At 63.2% G+C, this 22,576-nt stretch carries 18 protein-coding genes; 8 read left to right on the top strand and 10 right to left on the bottom strand.

Annotation, left to right across the window (positions count from 1 at the left end; translation table 11 throughout):
• Positions 1 to 318 precede the first annotated feature (318 nt).
• On the top strand, positions 319 to 1,335 hold the full coding sequence (locus IVB22_RS22540) for an LLM class flavin-dependent oxidoreductase (RefSeq protein ID WP_247519439.1): 1,017 nt from the start codon (positions 319 to 321) through the stop codon (positions 1,333 to 1,335).
• Positions 1,336 to 1,483: 148 nt separating this feature from the next.
• Here IVB22_RS22540 and IVB22_RS22535 read toward each other — a convergent pair whose 3' ends face one another.
• Positions 1,484 to 2,344, bottom strand: a complete 861-nt coding sequence (locus IVB22_RS22535; protein ID WP_247519438.1) for a prephenate dehydratase — start codon at positions 2,342 to 2,344, stop codon at positions 1,484 to 1,486.
• A 120-nt stretch (positions 2,345 to 2,464) separates the two neighbouring features.
• Complete coding sequence (locus tag IVB22_RS22530; protein ID WP_247519437.1) at positions 2,465 to 3,211, bottom strand: 3-deoxy-manno-octulosonate cytidylyltransferase; 747 nt, start codon at positions 3,209 to 3,211, stop codon at positions 2,465 to 2,467.
• A 210-nt stretch (positions 3,212 to 3,421) separates the two neighbouring features.
• Here IVB22_RS22530 and IVB22_RS22525 point away from each other — a divergent pair, with 210 nt between their 5' ends.
• The 6 genes from IVB22_RS22525 (at position 3,422) to IVB22_RS22500 (ending at position 11,989) form a co-directional block, all read left to right on the top strand.
• Positions 3,422 to 3,973 carry a cytochrome c family protein gene (locus IVB22_RS22525; protein ID WP_247519436.1) on the top strand — a complete coding sequence of 184 codons (552 nt, stop codon included), beginning with the start codon at positions 3,422 to 3,424 and terminating at the stop codon, positions 3,971 to 3,973.
• Between the two features lie 288 nt (positions 3,974 to 4,261).
• A complete protein-coding gene (locus tag IVB22_RS22520; RefSeq protein ID WP_247519435.1) occupies positions 4,262 to 6,163 on the top strand; it encodes an extracellular solute-binding protein in 1,902 nt (633 codons plus the stop codon).
• A 14-nt stretch (positions 6,164 to 6,177) separates the two neighbouring features.
• Positions 6,178 to 8,061, top strand: coding sequence for an extracellular solute-binding protein (locus tag IVB22_RS22515; RefSeq protein ID WP_247519634.1), 1,884 nt, complete (start codon positions 6,178 to 6,180; stop codon positions 8,059 to 8,061).
• Entirely contained in the window at positions 8,061 to 9,173 is a 1,113-nt protein-coding gene (locus tag IVB22_RS22510) for a microcin C ABC transporter permease YejB (protein WP_247519434.1), read from the top strand. The genes IVB22_RS22515 and IVB22_RS22510 overlap by 1 nt, the downstream gene beginning before the upstream one ends.
• A complete protein-coding gene (locus IVB22_RS22505) occupies positions 9,173 to 10,351 on the top strand; it encodes an ABC transporter permease (protein WP_247519433.1) in 1,179 nt (392 codons plus the stop codon). The genes IVB22_RS22510 and IVB22_RS22505 overlap by 1 nt, the downstream gene beginning before the upstream one ends.
• 9 nt (positions 10,352 to 10,360) lie before the next feature.
• Entirely contained in the window at positions 10,361 to 11,989 is a 1,629-nt protein-coding gene (locus tag IVB22_RS22500; protein ID WP_247519432.1) for an ABC transporter ATP-binding protein, read from the top strand.
• An 80-nt stretch (positions 11,990 to 12,069) separates the two neighbouring features.
• Here IVB22_RS22500 and IVB22_RS22495 read toward each other — a convergent pair whose 3' ends face one another.
• Together IVB22_RS22495 and IVB22_RS22490 are read right to left on the bottom strand one after the other, a co-directional pair.
• Positions 12,070 to 12,942, bottom strand: a complete 873-nt coding sequence (locus tag IVB22_RS22495) for an NlpC/P60 family protein (RefSeq protein WP_247519431.1) — start codon at positions 12,940 to 12,942, stop codon at positions 12,070 to 12,072.
• Positions 12,935 to 14,317 carry a M17 family metallopeptidase gene (locus IVB22_RS22490; protein WP_247519430.1) on the bottom strand — a complete coding sequence of 461 codons (1,383 nt, stop codon included), beginning with the start codon at positions 14,315 to 14,317 and terminating at the stop codon, positions 12,935 to 12,937. Before IVB22_RS22490 ends, IVB22_RS22495 begins: the two co-directional genes overlap by 8 nt.
• Positions 14,318 to 14,454: 137 nt before the next feature.
• Between IVB22_RS22490 and IVB22_RS22485 the strand changes: the two genes are divergently transcribed.
• Positions 14,455 to 15,309 carry a tetratricopeptide repeat protein gene (locus IVB22_RS22485; protein WP_247519429.1) on the top strand — a complete coding sequence of 285 codons (855 nt, stop codon included), beginning with the start codon at positions 14,455 to 14,457 and terminating at the stop codon, positions 15,307 to 15,309.
• Positions 15,310 to 15,611: 302 nt separating this feature from the next.
• On the opposite strand, the gene IVB22_RS22480 is transcribed toward IVB22_RS22485, so the two are convergent.
• The 6 genes from IVB22_RS22480 to IVB22_RS22455 are packed head-to-tail and all read right to left on the bottom strand — an operon-like array spanning position 15,612 to position 22,576.
• A complete protein-coding gene (locus tag IVB22_RS22480; RefSeq protein ID WP_247519428.1) occupies positions 15,612 to 16,586 on the bottom strand; it encodes a type II secretion system F family protein in 975 nt (324 codons plus the stop codon).
• 10 nt (positions 16,587 to 16,596) lie between these two features.
• Positions 16,597 to 17,577 carry a type II secretion system F family protein gene (locus tag IVB22_RS22475; RefSeq protein WP_247519427.1) on the bottom strand — a complete coding sequence of 327 codons (981 nt, stop codon included), beginning with the start codon at positions 17,575 to 17,577 and terminating at the stop codon, positions 16,597 to 16,599.
• 7 nt (positions 17,578 to 17,584) lie between these two features.
• Positions 17,585 to 19,048 (bottom strand): CpaF family protein, encoded by a 1,464-nt coding sequence (locus tag IVB22_RS22470; RefSeq protein WP_247519426.1) that lies wholly within the window; start codon positions 19,046 to 19,048, stop codon positions 17,585 to 17,587.
• A gap of 22 nt (positions 19,049 to 19,070) precedes the next feature.
• Positions 19,071 to 20,342, bottom strand: a complete 1,272-nt coding sequence (locus IVB22_RS22465; RefSeq protein ID WP_247519425.1) for an AAA family ATPase — start codon at positions 20,340 to 20,342, stop codon at positions 19,071 to 19,073.
• Positions 20,339 to 21,079, bottom strand: a complete 741-nt coding sequence (locus tag IVB22_RS22460; protein WP_247519424.1) for a CpaD family pilus assembly protein — start codon at positions 21,077 to 21,079, stop codon at positions 20,339 to 20,341. Before IVB22_RS22460 ends, IVB22_RS22465 begins: the two co-directional genes overlap by 4 nt.
• A 21-nt stretch (positions 21,080 to 21,100) precedes the next feature.
• The gene (locus IVB22_RS22455; protein ID WP_247519423.1) at positions 21,101 to 22,576 is read right to left on the bottom strand and encodes a type II and III secretion system protein family protein; all 1,476 of its coding nucleotides are present in this window, start codon (positions 22,574 to 22,576) and stop codon (positions 21,101 to 21,103) included.

The raw sequence follows: 22,576 nt of genomic DNA, 5'->3' as shown, positions 1-22,576 counted from the left end.
GCCAAACGGGGTTGGCCAAACAGCCCATCGGATATGGGAAATGGCCCAATTTATGCAAAATATACGATCCAAATGTTCCTGTGTGAAGATAGAGTGGGCCGTGCGACAATATATTTATCTAGAAAAAACAACATATTAGAAATTAGCTGGCTTCAGAGATAGCATGTTTGGTGATGGGCAGAGGTAGAAGTTATTGAATATGTCACATTTTGTCCCACCAGCAAGCGGCGACGCGGTGCTCCCTTTCCCCACAAGCGCGGGCCTGACCTGCGCCAGCCAGGCCTTTGTCGCCCTCGCTCGCCGCACTAGTTTAGCGCCATGATCCCGCTTTCAGTCCTCGACCTCTCCGTTGTCACCACAGGCACCCGCCCGGCCCACGCGCTGCAGAACAGCATCGATCTGGCGCGCCATGTCGATGGGCTCGGCTATGTCCGCTATTGGCTCGCCGAGCACCACAACCTGGCCTCGGTGGCGAGCCCGGCGCCCGATTTGATGATCGGGCAGATCGCGGCGGTGACGAACCATATCCGCGTCGGCTCCGGCGGCGTGATGCTGCCCAACCACGCGCCGCTGGTCGTGGCCGAGCGCTTCAAGATGCTGGAGGCGCTGTTTCCCGGCCGTATCGATCTTGGCCTCGGCCGCGCACCCGGCACCGATGGCGCCACGGCGCATGCGCTGCGCAGCCGGCTCGATCGCCGCGAAGGCGACGATTTTCTCGAACGGCTGAGTGAGCTGGTGTTGTGGGAGACCCGCGATTTCCCACCCGGCCATCCCTACAACAATGTGGTGGCGATGCCGGACGATACGCCGCTGCCGCCGATCTGGCTGCTCGGCTCGAGCGACTACTCTTCGGAACTGGCCGCGCAAGTCGGAATGGGTTTCGCGTTCGCGCATCATTTTGCGTCTTATGACGCGATCGCGGCGATGACCAACTACCGCGACCACTTCAAGCCGTCCGGCTGGCGCGCCAAGCCGCACGGCATTCTCGCCGTCGCTGCCGTTGCCGCCGAAACCGATGCGGAAGCCGAACATCTCGCTTCCTCGATGGACCTCAACCGCCTGCGCCGCGACCGCGGACAATATCTGCCGTTGCCGAGCGTCGAGGAAGCGCTGGCCTATGATTATTCCGACGCCGAGCGCGCCTCGGTCATGCGCAACCGCTCGCGGCTGTTCGTCGGCAGCCCGGCGACGATCATGGCGAAGCTTGAGCCTATGATCACGGCCGGCCAGCCGGATGAATTGATGATCATTACCGCGGTGTATGAGCACGATGCGCGCAAGAAATCGTATAGCCTGTTGGCGGATGCGTTTGGATTGGGAAAGAAGGCGGCGTAACAAGTGTCGTCCCTGCGCACGCAGGGACGCATACCGCGTGATCCATCGATGCGGCAGTGTGGCTGACGACTCTTAACCCAATTGCGTTCGGTGGCTATGGGTCCCTGCTTTCGCAGGGACGACCCTGTCGAGAGACCGTGCGCTCAGCTCAATCCAGCTTCTCGCTGAACGTCGCGCGGAACGGATGGGCCGGATAAACGCCGACGATGCGGAATTCGCGCGAGAAGAATTTCAATTCCTCCAGCGCAAAGGCGAGGCCCTTGTCCTCGGGATGGCCGTCGACGTCGGCATAGAATTGGGTCGCAAAGAAATTGCCGTCGACCATGTAGCTTTCCAGCTTGGTCATGTTAACGCCGTTGGTGGCGAAGCCGCCCATCGCCTTGTAGAGCGCGGCGGGAAGGTTGCGCACCCGGAAAACAAAAGTCGTGACCAGCGGCCCCGAGTCCTGGGCAGCCCATTTCTGGTCGCGCGCCAGCACCACGAAGCGCGTGGTGTTGTGGGCCTCGTCCTCGACGTCTTCGGCAAGAATGTCGAGGCCGTAGATTTGCGCCGCCAGGCGGGACGCGATCGCCGCAACGGCCTTGTCACCGCGCTCGGAGACATCGCGCGCGCTGCCGGCGGTGTCGGCCGCGACGATCGGCTTGATGCCGAGTTTTCGGATGATGCGCCGGCACTGGCCAAGCGCGTGGACGTGGCTCTCCACCGTCTTGATATCGGTGAGCTTCGTCCCGCGGACCGCCATCAACTGGTGGCGGATCGGCAGAAACCATTCGCCGACGATGAACAGGCCGGACGCCGGCAGCAAATGATGGATGTCGGCGACCCGCCCGGCGACCGAATTCTCGATCGGGATCATGCCGAGATCGGCCTCGCCGGAGGAGATCGCGGACAGCGCGTCCTCGAAGGTCGCGCACGGCAACGGCTCGGCGTCGGGATAGGCCTCGACGATGGCGATATGGGAATTGGCGCCAGGCTCGCCCTGGAATGCGATTTTCAGCTTTTTGGTCATGTCTCGTTTCTCTGGCGGGCCTTTTAGCAGCCGCTCAGGCCTTGGCTATAGCGTTTTCAAGCGAAGTGGATACCGGTTCGCGTGAAGAAAACGCGTCAAAACAAAAGGATAAAGCCTCGTTCAATCAGAATGAGGCTTTAGTATCCTGCGGGCGGTTTCGAGGTCGGCTGGGGTGTCGACGCCGCGGGGAACGCTGTCGACGATGGTGATGTCGATCCGCATCCCGGCCTCCAGCGCACGGAGCTGTTCGAGCTTCTCCTGCTGCTCCAGCGGAGACGGGGGCAGCGCCACGAACCGTTCCAGCGCGGCGCGGCGGTAGGCGTAGAGGCCGATGTGGTGGTAGCGGGGGCCGTCGCCATGGGGCGCCGTGGCGCGGGTGAAATAGAGCGCCCGGAGCCGGTTCGGGCCGATCGGCGAGCCGACCGCCTTCACCACGCTGGGGGCCTGGTCCTCTTCCTCGGTATGGATCTGCGAGGCCAGCGTCGCGATGTCGACCGTGGGGTCGTCGAGCGGCGGCAGCGCGGCCCGGATGGTGTCCGGCGCGATCGTGGGAAAATCGCCCTGCAGGTTGACCACAATCTCGGCCTGGCCACCGGGATCGATGGTCCGCATGGCCTCATGGATCCGGTCGGAGCCGGAGGGATGATCGGCACGGGTCATCACCACCTCGCCGCCGGCGGCTTTCACGGCGGCCGCGATCTCGGGCGTGTCGGTGGCGACCGCCACCCGGCCGATTTGGGCCTCCTCGGCCCGCCGCAACACGTGGACGATCATCGGCAGGCCGCCGATGTCGAGCAGCGGCTTGCCGGGCAGGCGGGTTGCCGCCATGCGGGCGGGAATCAGCACCAGGGTGCGGGTTTCGGTCATCCGGAACGAGGTCTGGAGGCCAACAAAAACAGGCCTGAAATGATGGGGGATTGGCGGAAAGTCGGCGCGTTTATACGGGTTGCCAGAGCCCGGGCAAACCGATATCTCAACCCTGCTGAGGGTGCGGCGCGAAAGGCTGATTCCTGATGCGCACCCGCGGCCGTTTTTCCGGCCTTAAGTCGACCTTCCGGCCTGGAGCCTGATGCCACTATGGACTCCTTCGAACTCAACAAGATTCTCGGCGCCGTCCTCGCTACCTGCCTCGTTATCCTGGTCACGAGCTTTGCCGCCCACGCGATTTTCGCGCCCGTGAAACCGGAAAAGCCGGGCTTCGAGATTGCCGTGAAGGAAGACGCTTCTCACGGCGGGGCCAAGGAGGCCGCCGCGCCGTCCGAGCCGATCGAGACGCTGCTGCAGACCGCCTCCGTCGAGAAGGGCACCGCGGCAGCCAAGAAGTGCGCCGCCTGCCACACCTTCGAGAAGGGTGGCCCCAACCGCGTCGGCCCGAACCTCTATAATGTCTTGAACGAGGCGAAGGGCCAAGGTCGCGGCGGGTTCAATTTCTCGGCCGCCTTGAAGGCCAAAGGCGGCACCTGGACCTATGACGATCTCAACAAGTTCCTCGCCAATCCCAAGGCCTTCGTTCCCGGCACGGCGATGGGCTTCGCCGGCATTTCGAAGGACAGCGAGCGCGCCGACGTGATCGCCTATCTGCGCAGCCTTTCGGAAAGCCCGGCTCCGCTGCCGACCGCGGCGAAGTAAGATTTCGACAGTCCTGCAGGGACTTCGCCACGACATGACGGCCAGGCAATGCCTGGCCGTTTGCGTATCAGGGATCGCATTGTTGCTATCGGAGTTGTTACCGGGGCTTTTCGCCGCAGCGGCGTTGTTCCCAAGCTGCTATCATGAGGAAAAAGCAACGTAATCTGTCGAACCCTTGCCTTATATTGGGTCCTCACTAACTCCGCCTCGTGTTTGCGTCGTTCGCGTCTGGGGCCGCCGCGGACTTCGACAGCACGAATACTGGCGTCAGCAACAGGAATTCTGCATTTGGCGATTACCCGACGACATCTTCTTCAGGGCGGCGCTGTCGCCGCCATGGCCCCCGCACTCGGGTTGACCCCGGGCACCCCAGCAATTTCGTCCGCGCACGCTCAATCTGGCGCGGGCGAACCAGCCTTTCGGCATGCGCTGTCGCTGTTCGGCGAAATCAAGTACCCGGCCGACTTCAAGCGCTTCGACTACGTCAATCCGGAGGCTCCGAAGGGCGGCACCGTACGTCAAATACAGATCGGGACGTTTGACAACTTCAACCTCGTGGTTGCCGGCGTCAAAGGCTCGCTCGCCGCCGGCGTTCAGCTGACCTACGAATCTCTCATGACGCAGTCGCTGGACGAGGTCTCGACCGAGTACGGCGAACTGGCCGAAGCTGTCAGCCACCCCGAGGATTTCTCCTGGGTCACGTATCGCCTCAGGCGAGAGGCGAAATGGCACGACGGAAAGCCTGTGACGCCTGACGACGTGATCTTCTCGCTTAACGCATTCAAGCAAAATCATCCGCAGTATTCGGCTTACTATCGCCATGTGGTGAAAGCTGAAAAAGTCGGTGATCGCGACATAAAATTCACCTTCGATGCGCCCGGCAATCGCGAGCTCCCGCTGATCGTCGGACAGCTCACGATCTTGCCGAAGCATTGGTGGGAGGGCACCGACAGCGAGGGTCGCAAGCGCGATATCGCCGCGACGACGCTGGAGAAGCCGCTGGGCTCGGGGCCCTATCGCATCAAGGAATTTGTCCCGGGAAGGACGCTGACGCTGGAGCGGGTGAAGGACCATTGGGGGCGCGATTCCAGCACGTATGTCGGCCTCAACAATTTCGACGAGCTGCGCCTGGAATATTTCCGGGACTCGACGGTCGCGCTCGAGGCGTTCAAGGGCGACCAGGTCGATTGGCGCACCGAAAACAGCGCCAAGAACTGGGCAACGGCCTACGACTTTCCCGCCGTCAATGACAAGCGCGTGCTGCTCGAGGAGTTTCCAAACCGCAGTTCCGGAATCATGCAGGCGTTCGCCCTGAATGTCCGGCGTGACCAGTTCAAGGATCCGCGGGTGCGTCGTGCGCTGAATTATGCGTTCGACTTCGAGGAAATGAACAAGCAGATATTTTTCGGTCAATACAAGCGCATCAGCAGCTATTTCGATGGCACTGAACTGGCTTCAAGCGGCGTGCCGGAAGGCAAGGAGCTGGAGATACTCGAAGCCGTTCGCGCGGAGGTGCCGCCCGAGGTATTCACGAAGCCCTATACCAATCCGGTCGGCGGTAGTCCCGAAGCGGTTCGCGAAAATCTACGTGAAGCGCTGCGCCTGCTGAAGGAAGCCGGCTATGAGGTGCGCGAGCGCAAGCTGGTCGATAGCAAGACGGGTGCGCAGTTTGCGCTCGAATTGCTCGGTGCAGACCCGAGCTTCGAACGCGTCATGCTGTTTTTCAAGCCATCTCTGGAGCGGCTCGGTATCGCTGTCGGCGTGCGAACAATCGACCCGATACAGTATGAAAATCGGCTTCGCAGCTGGGATTTCGATGTGGTCGTCTCGTCGTGGGCGGAATCCTTGTCACCCGGAAATGAACAGCGCGAATATTGGGGTTCGCAAGCGGCGGACATGGCGGGTTCGCGCAATATCATCGGCATCAAGAACCCGGCGATCGACAAATTGATCGAGCGGTTGATCTACGCCAAGGGTCGAGATGACCTGATTGCCGCGACCAGGGCGCTCGACCGCGTGCTGCTGTGGAATCACTATGTCGTGCCGCAGTGGAACTATCCCAAGGTCCGTACCGCGCGCTGGGATCGCTTCGGCCGGCCGTCTGAACTGCCCAAATACGGCCTGTCGGCTTTCCCGTCGCTATGGTGGTTCGACGCGGACAAGGCGGCGCGGATCGGAAGACGATCTTGAAGGACATCATGCGCATGGCGCAGTTCTCTCGCCGGCATGTGCTAGGCCTCGGTGTCGGCGCGCTAGGCGTTCTCGGGCTTGGGCCCGTTCGCGCCGCCGAAGAGAATGGCGCCGAGGTGCACGGCATCTCGGCATTCGGCGACCTGAAATATCCCGCCGACTTCAAGAGTTTCGACTACGTGAACGTCGCAGCACCAAAGGGCGGGATGTTCTCGACCATTCCCTCGACGCGCTCCTACAATCAGTCCTACCAGACCTTCAATTCGCTCAACGCCTACATCCTCAAGGGCGAGGGCGCGCAGGGCATCGACCTGACTTTCTCAGCGCTAATGGTCCGCGCCGGCGACGAGCCGGATGCGATGTACGGGCTCGTCGCAAAGTCGGTGCGAATTTCGCCGGACAAGCTGGCCTACCGCTTCACGCTGCGGCCGGAGGCAAAATTCCATGACGGCTCGAAAATCACGGCGCATGACGTCGCCTGGTCGATCAACACGCTGAAGGCCAAGGGCCATCCGCTGATCCAGGTGCAGATGCGCGATGTAAAGGGCGCCGAGGCGGTCGACGATGCGACCGTGATCGTCACCTTCGTCGAAAAACGCGCACGCGACGTGCCGCTCTATGTCGCGAGCCTGCCGATCTTCTCGAAGAAGTACTATGAGACACGGGCCTTCGATGAATCGACGCTCGATATGCCGCTGGGCTCGGGGCCGTACAAGGTTGGCCGGTTCGAGGTCAACCGCTTCATCGAGTACGACCGCGTCAAGGACTGGTGGGGTGCGAACCTTCCGGTCTGCCGGGGCTACTACAATTACGATGTCGTCCGTTACGAATTCTATCGCGACCGCGACGTCGCCTTCGAAGGCTTTACCGGCAAGAACTATCTGTTCCGCGAGGAATTCACCGCGCGCCTCTGGGCGACGCGATATGACTTCCCCGCCATCAGGGACGGCCGCGTCAAGCGCGAGCAGGTGCCGGACGAAAGGCCGTCGGGCGCGCAGGGCTGGTTCATCAACAACCGCCGCGACAAGTTTAAGGATCCCCGCGTGCGCGAGGCGTTGATCAACGCTTTCGATTTCGAGTGGACCAACAAGACCATCATGTACGACGCCTATGCGCGGACGCATTCGCCGTTCCAGAATTCGGACATGATGGCGAAGGGGCCGCCCTCGCCGGAGGAGTTGAAGCTGCTCGAGCCATTCCGCGGCCAGGTGCCCGACGAGGTGTTCGGCCAGCCCTACGTTCCCCCGGTTTCGGACGGCTCGGGGCAAGACCGCAACATGCTGCGCAAGGCGCAGCAATTGCTTAACGAAGCCGGCTTCGTCATCAAGGACGGCAAGCGAATGACGCCGAGCGGCGAAGTGTTCCGCATTGAATTCCTGTACGAGGAGTCCTCGCTGAATCCGCATCACGCGCCCTACATCAAGAACCTCGGCACGCTCGGAATCGAGGCGAGCCCGCGCCTGGTCGATGCCGTGCAGTACCGCGCGAGGGTGGAAGATTTCGATTTCGACATGACTATCACGCGCTTCTCGATGTCGACGACGCCGGGCGACGCGATGCGTGCCTTCTTCTCCTCGCACGCCGCCAAAACCAAGGGCTCCTACAACCTGGCCGGAATCGACAATCCCGCCATCGACGCGCTGATCGAAAAGATTATTGCAGCGGAGACCCGCGCCGAGTTGACGGTTGCCTGCCATGCCTTCGACCGCGTTTTCCGCGCCGGCCGCTACTGGGTACCGCAGTGGTACAACAAGACCCACCGGCTGGCTTATTGGGACATGTTCGATCGTCCGAAGGACCTGCCGCGTTATCAGATCGATGCATCAGGGTCTGGCGAGCGCGTTATCTGGTGGTATGACGCCGCCAAGGCCGGCAAACTCGAGCAGGCAAAGCAATAATGACTGCCTATATCGCCCGCCGCGTCCTTTTGATGTTTCCGACCCTGCTCGGCATCCTCTTCGTCTCCTTCGTAGTGGTGCAGTTTGCGCCGGGCGGCCCGGTCGAACGCGTCATCGCGCAACTCTCCGGCGCCGACACCGGCGGCTCCTCGCGCATCTCAGGCTCCGCCACCGGCGATTTCGCCGGGCGGACGCCGCAGGCCGGCGCCTCGGCCGATGCCGTCAATTCAAAGTACCGCGGCGCGCAGGGGCTTGATCCGGATTTCATCAAGAGCCTGGAAAAGCAGTTCGGCTTCGACAAGCCGGCGCATGAGCGCTTTGCGCTGATGGTATGGAATTTCACCCGCTTCGATTTCGGCAAGAGCTACTTTCGCGACACCACCGTGTTGCAGCTGATCAAGGAGAAGCTGCCGGTCTCGATATCGCTCGGCCTCTGGTTGACGCTGCTGACCTATTTGATCTCGATCCCGCTCGGCATCCGCAAGGCGGTGGCGGACGGAACGCGCTTCGATACCTGGACCTCGGCGGTTGTCATCGTGGGCTTTGCGATCCCCGGATTCCTGTTCGCGATCCTGCTCATCATCCTGTTTGCCGGCGGCTCGTTCTTCAACTGGTTCCCGCTGCGCGGCTTGACCTCGGATGGCTGGGCACAGTTTCCCTGGTACTGGAAGATCATCGACTATTTCTGGCACCTCACGCTGCCCTTGATTGCCATGGGCCTGGGTGCTTTCGCCACCATGACGCTATTGACCAAGAACTCTTTCCTCGATGAGATCAGGAAGCAATACGTCATGACCGCGCGCGCCAAAGGCTGCAGCGAGCGCCAGGTGCTCTACGGCCATATCTTCCGCAACGCCATGCTGATCGTGATCGCAGGCTTTCCCGGTGCGTTCATTGGCGCATTCTTCTCCGGCTCGCTGCTGATCGAGACCATCTTCTCGCTCGACGGGCTCGGGCTGCTAGGTTTCGAGAGCGTGCTCAACCGCGATTATCCGGTCGTGTTCGGCACACTGTTCATCTTTTCCCTCGTTGGCCTTGTGGTGGGTCTGATCTCCGACCTCGCCTACATGTGGATCGATCCTCGGATCGATTTCGAGGCGCGGGAGGTCTGATGACGATGCTCGCACCGCAGCCGATCGAGACCTCGACGCAGTCGCCGCTCGGTGCCGCCGTGCCGGTCACGCGTCATCCCCTTGCGATGTCGCCGCTCAACCGCCGGCGCTGGCAGAATTTCAAGGCCAACCGCCGAGGCTACTGGTCGCTCTGGATATTCCTGATCCTGTTCGTGGTGTCGCTGTTTGCCGAGTTGATCGCCAACGACCGGCCGTTCCTGATCAAGTATGACGGAAAGCTGTATTGGCCGGCCTTCGTCAGCTATTCCGAGACGACGTTCGGCGGCGATTTCGAGACCTCAGCCGACTACCGCGATCCCTATTTGCAGAAGCTGATCGCCGAGAAGGGCGGCACTATCATCTGGCCCTTGATCCGCTATTCCTACGACACCCACAATCTCGATCTGCCGACGCCGGCACCGTCGAAGCCGACATGGATGTTGACGGAAGAGCAGTGCAAGCCGGTGGTGGAGAAAAAGGGGCTGAAGAGCTGTCGCGATCTCGAATACAACTGGCTCGGCACCGACGATCAGGGCCGCGACGTGGTAGCGCGGCTGATCTATGGCTTCCGAATCTCGGTGTTGTTCGGTTTGACGCTGACCATCCTGTCCTCGATCATCGGCGTCATCGCCGGCGGCGTGCAGGGCTATTTCGGTGGCTGGATCGATCTCGCCTTCCAGCGCTTTATCGAAATCTGGAGCGCGATCCCTTCGCTCTACCTGCTGCTGATCCTGTCATCGGTGCTGGTGCCCGGTTTCTTCGTGCTGCTCGGCATCCTCCTGCTGTTTTCCTGGACGACGCTCGTTGGCCTCGTGCGCGCCGAATTTTTACGCGGCCGCAATTTCGAATACATCCAGGCGGCGCGCGCGCTCGGCGTCTCCAATGGCGTCATCATGTTCCGGCATCTGCTGCCGAACGCGATGGTGGCGACCATGACCTTCCTGCCGTTCATCGTATCATCCTCGGTGATGACACTGACCGCGCTCGACTTCCTGGGCTTCGGCCTGCCGCCGGGCTCGCCGTCGCTTGGTGAGCTGTTGTCGCAGGGCAAGGCCAATGTGCAGGCGCCGTGGCTCGGTTTTACCGGCTTCTTCTCGCTCGCGATCATGCTGTCGCTCCTCATCTTCATCGGCGAGGGCGTGCGCGACGCCTTCGATCCGCGCAAGACATTCAGATAGGGATCGGGCATGGACGCCATCAACCAGCCCTTGCTCGATGTGCGCGACCTCTCGGTGACGTTCCACCAGCCGAGCGGCGCCACGACTGCCGTCGACCGCATTTCTTTCTCCATCAAGCGCGGCGAGTGCGTGGCCCTCGTCGGCGAGTCCGGCTCCGGCAAGTCGGTCAGCGCGCTGTCGGTGCTGAAACTGTTGCCCTATCCGACCGCCTCGCATCCCTCCGGCACTATCCATTTCAAAGGCCGTGAACTGCTCAACGCCTCGGAGCGCGAGATGCGCGAAATCCGCGGCAATGACATTTCGATCATCTTTCAGGAGCCGATGACCTCGCTCAATCCGCTCCATACCATCGAGGCGCAGATCGGCGAGATCCTCTCGCTGCATACCGGCATCAGCGGATCGATGGCGCGGGCGCGGACGCTGGAACTGCTGACGCAGGTCGGCATCCCCGATCCGGAAACTCGTCTGCAAAGCTATCCGCACCAATTATCCGGCGGCCAGCGACAGCGCGTCATGATCGCGATGGCGCTCGCCAACGAGCCGGACTTGCTGATCGCGGACGAGCCGACCACCGCGCTCGATGTCACGGTACAGGCCCAGATCCTGGCGCTGCTCGCCGAGATCAGGTCCCGGCTCGGCATGAGCATGCTGTTCATCACCCATGACCTCGGCATCGTCCGCCGCATCGCCAACGTCGTCTGCGTGATGAATTCAGGCAAGATCGTCGAACAGGGGCCGGTCGAAGAGGTCTTCACCGCGCCGAAGCACGCCTACACGCGCGCACTGCTCGCGGCCGAACCCAAGCCAGATCCGGCGCCGCCGCGGCCCAACGAGCCGGTGGTGATGTCGGCCGACAATCTCAAGGTCTGGTTTCCGATCAAGCGCGGGCTGTTGCGCTCGACCGTTGGCCATATCAAGGCGGTGGATGGCGTCAGTGTTGCGGTGCGCAAGGGCGAGACGCTCGGCGTCGTCGGTGAATCCGGCTCGGGCAAGACCACGTTGGGGCTGGCGCTGCTCCGGCTGATTTCCTCTGACGGCCCGATCGTGTTCCTCGGCAACAACATTCAGGGCCTGCGCTTCAAGGCCATGCTGCCGTTCCGCCGCGACATGCAGATCGTGTTTCAGGACCCGTTCGGCGCGTTGAGCCCGCGCATGTCGGTCGGCGATATCGTCGCCGAGGGCTTAAGCGTGCATCAGAAGTCGCTGTCGTATGAAGAGCGCGATACGCGTGTCGTCAAGGCGCTGAGAGACGTTGGCCTCGATCCGCAGACGCGTTTTCGCTATCCGCATGAATTCTCCGGCGGCCAGCGCCAGCGCATTTCGATCGCGCGCGCGGTGGTACTGGAGCCAAATTTCGTCGTGCTGGACGAGCCGACCAGCGCGCTCGACATGCTGTTCCAGGCCCAGATGGTCGATCTGTTGCGCGAGCTGCAGCGCAAGCGCGACCTCACCTACATGTTCATCTCGCACGATCTGCGCGTGGTGGCCTCTCTCGCCAGCCATCTGATCGTGATGCGCCACGGCAAGGTGGTGGAGGAGGGGCCGGCCGCGGAGCTCTTCAAGAATCCAAAGAGCGACTACACCCGCGCGCTGTTCGCCGCCGCGTTCCGGATCGAGGCCGTGCCCGACCTGCAGTGATGGCCGTCATACCCCGCGCAGGCGGGGGATCCAGTACGCCGCGGCTTCTCGATTAATCACAACTGTCTCGGAGTACTGGATCACCCGCCTTCGCGGGCGATGACAGTGTCGGCCAACCGCTTGATTGCCGTGACCTCGCTACCGGCCGCCTTGATCCGCGCGATCGCTTCGTGCGTGTTCTCCACCACCGTCGCCATGTGATGGGCGTTGGCGTGCACGATGGTGTCGGCGTCACGGGCGATGGCGACATGACCCTTCCAGAAGATCAGATCGCCGCGTTGCAGTTTCTTCATCTCGGCGGCATTCAGCGCCCGCCCGAGGCCGTCCTGCTGCATGTCGCTGTCGCGTGGGCAACCGGTGCCGGCGGCGTTCAGCGACACCTGAACGAGGCCGGAGCAATCGATGCCGAGCGAGCTCTTGCCGCCCCACAGATAGGGCGTGCCGACGAAGCGTTCGGCAACCGCGACGAAATCCTTTTCCATCGCGTCGAGGCTGCCGACATGCCGGCGCGGCAGATACCAGCCTTCGCCGGTCACGGCGAACGCGCCGTCTTCACGGGCAATCGTTAGGCGCGCGCCCATCAGCAGCGTCTCTGCCGGCGGCAGCTTGATCGAGGGGCCCGGGAACGCGAACGTCCGCAACGCCGTGACCTTGTGCGTCGGAGCCGCAGCGGGCCTGGCCAGCGCAGCATCCGGAATCCAGCCGACATAGCCGTCGCCGTTCAATTGGCCCCAGGCAAAGCCTTCGCCGTTGCGGTCGTAGATCGTGACGCGTTCGCCCTTCAGCGCCTGCGTCGACAGCATGGCATCTGCCGATGGCGCATCGCGCAGCGGCGCGATGGCATCGCGCACGCAGTATTCCTCGCCGGTGACAAAGCGCGCGGCTTTCACCTTGCCTTCGAGATATTTCGCGGCAACTTCGGGCCGGGCCGGGGTCAGGCGCGGATCATCCATAGCGTTCGCTCAGCAGCTTGTAGATGGCGCGTGCGGCCTGGCATTCGCCGCCTTCGGGGCGCGCGGGTTTTGCGGACGGCGTCCAGCCGTAGATATCGACATGCAGCCAGCGCCTTGCATCCGTCACGAAGCGCTGCAGGAACAGCGCGCAGGTGATCGAGCCGGCAAAGCCGCCGGACGGCGCGTTGTTGATGTCGGCGACCTTCGAGTCCAGCCACGAATCATAGGGCGGCCACAGCGGCATTCGCCACAACGGATCGTTCTCCCGTTTCGCATGAGCTGCGACGCTTTCAGCAAGCGTCTCATCATTGGTGTAAAAGGGCGGTAAATCCGGCCCCAGCGCCACCCGCGCCGCACCCGTCAGGGTGCCGAGGTCAACAAGCAAGTCCGGCTTCTCTTCGTCCGCCAGTGCCAGCGCATCGGCCAGCACCAGCCGCCCCTCGGCGTCGGTGTTGCCGATCTCCACGTTAAGTCCCTTGCGCGACTTGAAGATGTCGAGGGGGCGGAAGGCGTTGCCGGCCACCGCGTTCTCGACCGCGGGGATCAGCACGCGCAGCCGGACCTTCAGCTTGGCATCCATCACCATCTGCGCCAGCGCCAGCACGTTGGCGGCGCCGCCCATGTCCTTTTTCATGATCAGCATGCCGCTGGACGGCTTCAGGTCGAGGCCGCCGGTGTCGAAGCAGACGCCCTTGCCGACCAAAGTCACCTTAGGGTTAGCGGGATCGCCCCAGCTCAGATCGATCAGGCGCGGGGCGCGCGTCGAAGCCATGCCGACGGCGTGGATCAGCGGAAAGTTCTGCTTCACGAGCTCTTCGCCGACGATGCAATTGAACTGGGCGCCGAACCGCGTCGCCAACGCTTGCGCAGCCTGCGCCAGTTCTTCCGGGCCCATATCGTTCGACGGCGTATTGATCAGGTCGCGCGCCAGCGCGGCCGCCTCCGCCATCCGCGCGACATCGGCGACATCGATGCCGTCGGGCGGCACCAGCCGGACCCCGGGCGTTTCGTTCTTGCGGTAGCGGCCGAAGCGATAGCTCCCGAGCGCAAAAGCGAGCGTTGCCAGCCGCACGTCGTGGGGTGCATTGGCGTAGCGATAGACGCCGGGCGGCAGCAGGCCGGGCAGCGCGCCCGGCCGGAACAGGTCGCGTGACTTGCTGCTCTCGTCTTCGAGGCCGAACACGACCTGCGCGATCTTCCCGTCGGCTGCGGGCAGCGTCAGGCATTTGCCGGGCTTGGCGGTGAAGTCGTTGGCCGCCGCAAATTGCCGGGCCTGTTCCGGGAGCTCCTTGGCGATCCCGGCCCATGTCGTCTTGGTGGCGAAAGTAATCGGAATGGCAGCGGCCTCGGGTGCGGTCTCGAACGGGGATTGCATGCTGGTCTCGCTAGAGGGGACGGGCAGGGGTGGTGCCGATGGCATAGCACGGCCAATTAACCGGCCGTTAGGGTTAACGGTCTATTGATGGCGCGTTCGGCTTCATTCGACAGCCATTTCCCGTGAGTTGAAGTGCCATGCGTCGACCGTCCAGCCATTCCCGGTCTCTTGCCGGGTCTCTCGCTCGGTTCCTCTCCTCCGCGGCCGTAACGGCGGTTCTCGCCGCGGGCCTTGGCGGCTGCCAGACCATGTCCGACATCACGGCGTCGCTGACCTCATCGTCATCGTCACCAAAAGCGCAAGCCGTTCCCGAAGATCCGCGCCGCGCGGTCGAGGTTTACGGCGAACGATATCGCGCCAATCCCAAGGATGCCGAGGCGGCGTTGGGATACGGCCAGGCGCTCCGGGCCACCGGCCAGCGGGCGCAGGCCGCCGCCGTGCTCGAGCAGGCCACCATCGCCCATTCCGGCAACAAAACGCTGCTTGCCGCTTACGGCCGCGCGCTCGCCGACAACGGCAATTCGCAGGCTGCCTTCGACGTGCTCAGCCGCGCCCATTCGCCCGCCAATCCCGACTGGCGCATTCTTTCGGTGCAGGGCACCACGCTCGACAAGATGGGCAAGCACGAGGAGGCCCGCCGCTATTACGCGACCGCGCTGAAGATCGTGCCGGAAGAACCCTCGGTGCTCTCCAATCTCGGTCTCTCCTACATGCTGACACGGGAATTGCCGCAGGCCGAGGAAACGCTGCGGCGCGCCTATTCCAATCCCCGCGCCGATGGAAGGGTGCGGCAGAACCTGGCGCTCGTGGTCGGCCTGCAGGGCCGCTTCGCAGAAGCCGAGACTATCGCCAAGGGCGATCTGCCGGCCGACGAAGCGACCGCCAATGTGGCCTACTTGCGGGAAATGCTCAGCCGCAAGGACAAGGACAATTCGCGTCCTCCCGGCAACAAGGCGGCCGTCCCGGTCGCAGCCCTCAACCGACCGGACTAGCGCCTCCGTTCTGATTGAATCAGAACCAAGGCTCCAGATTCTTGTTTTGACGCGTTTTCTGCGCAGATAAGTCTACGCAATCTGCGTAAACTTGATTGCTATGCGAACCGGTAATCCGCCCCGGATCAAGTCCGGGGCAAGCTTTCGCTCGAAAACGCTATGGGCCGGCCGCGAGCCGTCGTCGCCAGGCAGGCGAACTTCCCAATCTTCAAGGCTGTCTCAAATCAATTCAGCGTCGCATGTGCCGCGGCGAGCCGGGGTTGATGACGGCAAAGGGCGCGGCATCGGCCGCGCCGATCGCCTTACGGCATCGCCTGGATCTTGATGTAGGTCGGTCCGAGAATGACGATGAACAGGCACGGCAGGAAGAACAGGATCATCGGCACGGTCAGCTTCGGCGGCAGCGCGGCTGCCTTCTTCTCGGCCTCGTTCATCCGCATGTCGCGGTTTTCCTGCGCCATCACGCGCAAGCTCTGGCCGAGCGGGGTGCCGTAGCGTTCCGACTGCATCAGCGCCAGGCAGACCGATTTCACGCCCTCGAGGCCGGTGCGCTTGGCGAGGTTCTCGTAGGCCACCTTGCGGTCCTGCAGGTAGGACAGTTCGGCCGTGGTCAGCGCGAACTCCTCCGACAGCGCGATCGATTGTCCCGCGATCTCGGTGGCGACCTTGCGGAAGGCGACTTCGACCGACATGCCGGACTCGATGCAGATCAGCAGCAGGTCGAGTGCGTCCGGAAAGGCGCGCTTGATCGAGAGCTGGCGCTTGCTGATGGCATTCTTCAGGAACAGCATCGGGGCCTGCAGCCCGAGATAGGCGGCGGCGACGCAGATGCCGAGCTTCACCGTCAGCGACTTGTCCATCTGCGTGATCACGAACACGTAGAGCGCCGCGCCGAGAAATAGAACGACCGGCGTGACCGCACGGGCAAACAGGAACGTGACGTAGGGCGCGTGGCCGCGATAGCCGGCCATGATCAGCTTGTCGCGTGCGGCTTCCTGCGCCAGCCATTTGGTCAGGTTGAAATCTTCCACTACCTTGGAGACGAGTTGCTTCGGGGACTGCCGCAGCGATACCTTTTCCGACTTGTTGAGGCGATCGCGCTCGCGCTGCCGGAGCCGCTCGCGTTCGCTGGCGACCGCCTTCATGCGTTTGGCCAGGCCTTCGCCGGCGAACAGTGGCATGATCAGCGTATAGGCGGTCGCGCTTGCCGCGATGGCGGCAAGCAGCATGGTCATGAACCGCGCGTCGTGCATCTTGGAGATCAGAAAATCAATCATGGCCGCACCATCAGAAGTCGAAATTAATCATTTTTTTCATCACCAGGATGCCGATCGTCATCCAGCCGACGCAGCACACCAGCATGAACTGGCCGAGACTATGGGTCCAAAGGATCGAGATGTAGTCGGGCGTCGACATCCAGACCAGCAGCATCACGACCGGCGGCAGCGAGCCGATGATGCCGGCGGAGGCCTTGGCTTCCGTCGACATCGCCTGAATCTTCTCCGCCATCTTCTTGCGGTCGCGCAGCACCTTGGAGAGGTTGCCGAGCGCTTCCGACAGGTTGCCGCCCGACTTCTGCTGAATCGCGACCACGATGCCGAAGAAGTTCGCCTCCGGTAATGGCATCCGCTCGTACAGCCGGGCGCAGGCTTCTCCCAGCGGCATGCCGATGGTCTGGGTTTCGATGATGGCCAGAAACTCGCCCCTGAGCGGCTCCGGCGAGTCGGCTGCGACGACCTTGATCGATTCGAACAGCGGCAGACCGGCCTTGATGCCGCGTACGATGACGTCGACGGCGTCGGGCAGCGCCTTCAGAAACGCCTTCTCGCGGCGCTTCTTGAGATAGCCCAGGACCCAGCGCGGCAGGCCGAGGCCTGTGCCGAAAGCCATCACGGCGGCGCCCAGCAGGTGGCCGCCGACCACGAAGGCGACGGCGAATCCGACCGCGCCGGATACGCCCGACATGATCCAGAATTTCTGCGGCGTCCAGGATCCCAAACCAGCCTGGGCGAGGCGGGTGGTGAGCGGGACGGACCTCTCCTTTTTGCGGCGGGCGTCGAGTTCCTTCAGCGACCCCTCGACCTGCTCGCGGCGCGAACGCTGGCTTTTCTCGACTTGACGCGCGGCGGCTGGTTCGGAACGTGCGACCGAGGCGCGACGGGACTCGGCCTTCCTCTCGCCCGACAGCAACGGATAGATGAAGACCCATGCCAAGCCGCCGATGGCGGTGGCGGCCATAAAGGCCAGTGCGAGCGTCTGCATGCTCATCGCCCTCTCAGTTCGTCTCGGCGACTTCGGCGGCATCGAGCGCAGCGGCGAGCCGCTTCTCTTCGCCGAAATATCGCGCGCGCTCCCAGAACCGCGGACGTCCGATCCCGGTCGAGCGGTGCCGCCCGATGATCTTGCCGTTCGCGTCCTCGCCGATCATGTCGTAGAGGAACACGTCCTGGGTGATGATGGTGTCGCCTTCCATGCCCATCACCTCGGTGATGTGGGTGATGCGGCGCGAGCCGTCGCGCAGACGCGCGGCCTGCACGATAACGTCGATCGAGGCGCAGATCATCTCGCGGATGGTGCGCGAGGGCAGCGAGAAGCCGCCCATCGTGATCATGGATTCGCAGCGCGACAGCGCTTCGCGCGGATTGTTGGCGTGCAGCGTTCCCATCGAGCCGTCGTGGCCGGTGTTCATGGCCTGCAGCAGGTCGAACGCCTCGGGTCCGCGGACTTCGCCGACGATGATGCGTTCAGGGCGCATACGCAGGCAGTTGCGGACAAGTTCGCGCATCGTGATCTGGCCTTCACCTTCGATGTTGGGCGGGCGGGTTTCCAGCCGTACCACATGGGGCTGCTGCAATTGAAGTTCGGCGGCGTCTTCGCAGGTGATGATGCGCTCGTCATGCTCGATGAACTGGGTCAGGCAGTTCAACAGCGTGGTCTTGCCGGAGCCGGTACCGCCGGAAATCAGCACGTTGCAGCGGACGCGGCCGATGATCTGCAGGATCTGCGCGCCTTCCGGCGAGATCGCGCCGAACTTGACCAGCTGGTCGAGCGTCAGCTTGTCCTTCTTGAACTTACGAATGGTGAGTGCGGGGCCGTCGATCGCCAGCGGCGGAACGATGGCGTTGACGCGGGAGCCGTCGGCGAGGCGGGCGTCGCAGATCGGCGAGGATTCGTCGACGCGGCGGCCGACCTGGCTGACGATGCGCTGGCAGATGTTGAGAAGCTGCTGGTTGTCGCGGAAGCGGATGCCCGTCTTCTGGATCTTGCCGGCGACTTCGATGAACACCGTGCCGGCGCCGTTGACCATGATGTCGGCGATGTCGTCGCGCGACAACAGCGGCTCCAGCGGACCGTAGCCGAGCACGTCGTTGCAGATGTCGTCGAGCAGCTCTTCCTGCTCGGCGATCGACATCACGATGTTCTTGATCGCGATGATCTCGTTGACGATGTCGCGGATTTCCTCGCGTGCCGACTCGCCGTCGAGCTTGGCGAGCTGGGCAAGGTCGATCGCCTCGATCAGGGCACCGAAGATGGTCGCCTTGACCTGGTAGTAGTTGTCGGATCGCCGCGCCTCCATGGCCGGGGCGGGCGGTGGCGCCTTCATGGGCGCGATTGGAGGCGAAGAGACGGCCGGCGCCGCCGTTTCGCGCGCTGCTACCGCGGCGCTGGAAACCGGCTCCGGCGCCTGAATGGCGGGCTTCATTACCCGCGTATCGTTATCACTACGCTTACCGAACACGATGGCACTCCACGCGGGCGACCTACTTCTTGGCCCGCAACTTCTCGATCAAAGGCGACAGCAACGAACTCTTCGGCTTCTTGGTCTCGCCGCGGCCGGTAAGCCGCTGCGCGATCTGCAGGAACATCTCGGTGGTGCGATGCGTGGCGGAGATTTCCGCGATCATCTGGCCGTTGTTGGCGGCCGAACCGAAGATTTGCGGCTCGAACGGAATCGTGGCGATCGGGTGGTTTTCGATCGCCTTGGCGAATTCGGCGGCGGGAATCTCCGGACGCTTCGGGATGCCGACCTGATTGAGGCAATAGAGCGGCGCGCGATCATTCGGCCGCGATGCCTTCAGCAGATCGTAGATGTTCTTGGTGTTGCGCAGATTGGCGAGATCGGGCGCCGCGACGATCAGGATGTCGTCGGCCGCGATCAAGGCGCGCTTGGTCCATCCCGACCATTGGTGGGGGACGTCGAGCACGATGCAGGGCATCGTGGTGCGAAGCGTATCGAAGATCGAGTCGAACGCCTCCGCGCCGAAATCGTAGACCCGGTCGAGGGTTGCCGGCGCCGCCAGCAGGCTGAGATGGTCGGTGCATTTCGACAGCAGGCGGTCGAGGAACGCGGTATCGACCCGGTCGGGCGAGAATACCGCATCCGCGATGCCCTGCGGTGGGTCCTGATTGTAGTCGAGGCCGGCGGTGCCGAAAGCGAGGTCGAGATCGGCGACCACGGAATCCAGCGCCAGATCGCGCGCGATCGCCCAGGCTACGTTATGGGCGACGGTGGATGCGCCGACGCCGCCCTTGGCGCCGACGATGGCAATGATGCGGCCGACCGCCTTGGCTTCCGGCGACGAGAACAGGTTGCAGATCGAGCGCACGACGTCGATCGCGTTGACCGGGGCGATGACGTAGTCGCTGACGCCACGGCGGACCAGTTCGCGATAGAGCATGACGTCGTTGATGCGCCCGATCACGATCACGCGGGTTCCGGCGTCGCATACGGTGGCGAGCTGGTCGAGGCCGAGGAGGATGTCGTTGCGGCCTTCGGTCTCCAGGATGATGACGTTCGGGGTCGGGGCCGAGCGGTAGGCCTCGATGGCGGCGGCCATGCCGCCCATCTGGATCTTGAGATGAGCCTTGCCGAGGCGGCGGTCCTCGCCCGCCGACTGCACGGCGGCCGCGGTTTCCATCGTCTCGCAGAAAGCCTGCACCGACACCCGCGGCGCCGGCGCAATGTGATCCTCGGTGGACGGCGCCGTGATTTCCGGCTGCTGTTCTGTGTTCTGGCGCGAGTAAGTGATCATTTGCCGGTATCGCTGAGTTTGGCCCTGTCGCTCTGGGGATAGGTTGTCGCGGTGGACATGCCCTTGCGATATTTGTCGAAGGCTATGCCACGGCGCGGCGCAAAGGCTGGGGTTTCGGGACGCGGCTGCACGAGATCCGACGGGTTGTCGATCATCGACGCCAGATTGCGCTGATTGGAGCAGCCGAAATTGTAATAGGGCTTGTTGTCGAAATAGCCCTTGTTGTTGACCGACGGCCCGATATCCTCCGGCCACAGCCCGCATGGGCCGGCCACCGCCGAAATTTTCGGGTAGTTGAGGCGGATCGCGGCCATGTGCCTGGGGTCTTCGGGGCGATACTGGCGGACATTGACCCCGCGCGGCGGCACGCCGGCGGCGGCAAGTGTCGCCTGGATCTCGCGCAATGAATCTTCGGCCGCCCGCGCGTTTGGTGTATTGACGGGCACGTCGATGCTGATGACGCCGGTACCTTCCCGCATCCAGGTCTGGCCCACATACATCACGTCGGCGCGCTGGGAGGCGGAAAGGCCGCCGCGTCCGCGGCCGACGAAAACGACGATCGAGCTGTCGGCTTCCTGGACCGCGATCGGATGGCGCAGGCGATAGTCGTCGGGCACGCCCGCCGTCGTCACGACATCGGTAGTGTGCTTGCAGGCGCTGAGCGCGATGGAAAGACCGATCAGCGCTCCCGCCAGGCAAAGGGCGCGCTTGGGATCGGCTGGCCTTGTGGATTTCATCCTCGGTGTCATCGTCCCGCCTCAGTCCGTAATAAAGCCGTAGGTGCCGCGATAATTCCGTGCCTTCTCGACGCGGCCCGGAACGCCGTAGATGCGATTGATGCTGCCGAGCAGATCGGCCTGTGGATCCGACGCGCTGGCAAAGCCGTCGTCGGGGCGCGACAGGTCCTTCTGCGCCACCGCACGCACCACATAGGGCGTGACCAGAACCATCAGTTCGGTCTGGTTGTTGACGTAGTCGCGGCTGCGGAACAGCGAGCCGAGAACCGGCAGTTGCGCCAGACCGGGAAAGCCGTTGATGGCCTGCTTGGTCTGTTCCTGGATCAGGCCGGCCATGGCCATCGAGCCGCCCGAAGGAATTTCCAGCGTGGTTTCCGCGCGGCGGGTCTTGACCGAGGGAATGGTCAGCGAGTTGACCGTCGAAGCGGTCACCGACTGCGAGAGCGTGATCGAATTGTCGTTCGACAGCTCGGATACTTCGGTCATCACGCGGAGGCTGATCCGGCCTTCGGTCATCACCACCGGCGTGAAATTGAGCGAGATGCCGAATTTCTTGAACGAGATCGAGGTCGTACAGACATGCGTGGTCGGGTCGCAGGAATAGCCGGCGGGAACCGGAAACTCGCCGCCGGCAATGAAGGTCGCGGACTCGCCTGAGATCGCGGTCAGGTTGGGTTCGGCCAACGTGCGCACGACGCCGGCGGTTTCCATCGCGCGGAGTGTGGCTGTCACCGTTGCAGGGCTTCCGAACGCTGCCGACGCTAAGTTGGTGCCAACCAGGGGACGGCCGAGAGCGGTAAACGGGTTGGTGTTGTTGAAATTCACGACCGCGGTGCCGTAGTTCATGCTGGCCGTGAGATCGATGCCCAACTGCTTGACGATGTTGCGGGCGACTTCGGCAACCGTAACTTTCAGCATCACCTGGTCGCGGCCGCGGACGGCGATCGAATTGACGACCCTGTCCGAGCCGCCCACGAGGCGGGCGGCGATATCGGCGGCCTGCTGCGCCTCGACCGGGCTCGCCGCGGTGCCGCTCAATACCACGCCGTCGCCGACGCCCTCGATCAGGATGTCCGAATTCGGCAGCGACTGCTTCAGCGCGGCGCGCACGCCGTTGAGGTCGCGCTTGACCGCGATGTCGTAGGCCGCGATCTGCGCGCCCGTGGAATCGAAGAAGACGATGTTGGTCTGGCCGACCGCGGCGCCGATGATATAGGCGCGCTGGGTCGAGCGGACGACGGCGTTGGCGATCTTCGGATCGGCGACCAGCACGTCCTTGATCTCCCGCGGCAGGTCGATCACGAACGATTTGCCGATCCCGAGCGAAACGAACCGTGCGTTCATCTGTCCGTCGGTGGTGGCCGGCGCAGCAACGCGATAGTCGCTCGCCACCACCGGCGTCAGTGCCGGATTGAGCGTGAGCGCAGCCACGGCCGAATACGACAGGGCGCGGACGACGAACGTTCGCATCATCGGCTGAATTTCCCTGCACTTCAT

The organism is Bradyrhizobium sp. 190 (assembly GCF_023073415.1).
GTDB lineage: Bacteria > Pseudomonadota > Alphaproteobacteria > Rhizobiales > Xanthobacteraceae > Bradyrhizobium.
Note: the sequence above shows the minus strand (reverse complement) of the source record. Positions and strands in the feature narration are given on the sequence as shown.